The organism is Klebsiella sp. 28 (genome assembly GCF_018223905.1).
Classification (GTDB): Bacteria; Pseudomonadota; Gammaproteobacteria; order Enterobacterales; family Enterobacteriaceae; genus Klebsiella; species Klebsiella pneumoniae.
The window spans coordinates 1-932 of the sequence record NZ_JAGRQY010000289.1 but is presented as its reverse complement, the minus strand read 5'-3'; the positions used below and the strand labels follow the sequence as shown (position 1 = coordinate 932).

Annotated in this window: 1 protein-coding gene; it reads right to left on the bottom strand. The window is 55.2% G+C overall.

The window, feature by feature from the left end:
• Positions 1-932: elongation factor Tu (tuf, locus tag KHQ28_RS28410; RefSeq protein WP_032440676.1), on the bottom strand; the 932-nt coding region annotated here is incomplete at both ends.

The window sequence follows — 932 nt, the reverse complement described above, 5'->3', positions numbered from 1 at the left end:
CCGCCTTCACGGATTGCGAAACGCAGACCGTCGTCCATCGCGATCGGGTGGATCAGGGTAACAACCATTTTGATGTTGTCGCCCGGCATTACCATCTCTACGCCTTCCGGCAGTTCGATGGTGCCAGTCACGTCAGTAGTACGGAAGTAGAACTGCGGACGGTAGCCTTTGAAGAACGGAGTATGACGGCCGCCTTCATCTTTGGACAGGATGTACACTTCAGATTCGAACTTGGTGTGCGGGTTGATGGTGCCCGGCTTAGCCAGTACCTGACCACGTTCGATTTCTTCACGTTTGATACCACGCAGCAGAACACCTACGTTCTCACCAGCACGGCCTTCGTCCAGCAGTTTGCGGAACATTTCAACGCCAGTACAGGTGGTTTTCGCGGTTTCTTTGATACCAACGATTTCAACTTCTTCACCTACTTTGATGATACCGCGCTCTACACGACCGGTAACAACGGTACCACGACCGGAGATGGAGAATACGTCTTCGATCGGCAGCAGGAACGGCTTGTCAATCGCACGCTCTGGTTCCGGGATATAGGTATCCAGGTGGCCAGCCAGTTCGATGATTTTCGCTTCCCACTCTGCGTCGCCTTCCAGCGCTTTCAGAGCAGAACCACGAACGATCGGGGTGTCGTCGCCCGGGAAATCGTACTGAGACAGCAGTTCACGAACTTCCATCTCAACCAGTTCCAGCAGCTCTTCGTCATCAACCATGTCGCATTTGTTCAGGAACACGATGATGTACGGAACGCCTACCTGACGACCCAGCAGGATGTGCTCACGAGTCTGCGGCATCGGGCCGTCAGTCGCAGCAACAACCAGGATCGCGCCGTCCATCTGCGCAGCACCGGTGATCATGTTTTTAACATAGTCGGCGTGGCCCGGGCAGTCTACGTGCGCGTAGTGGCGAGTCGGGGTGTC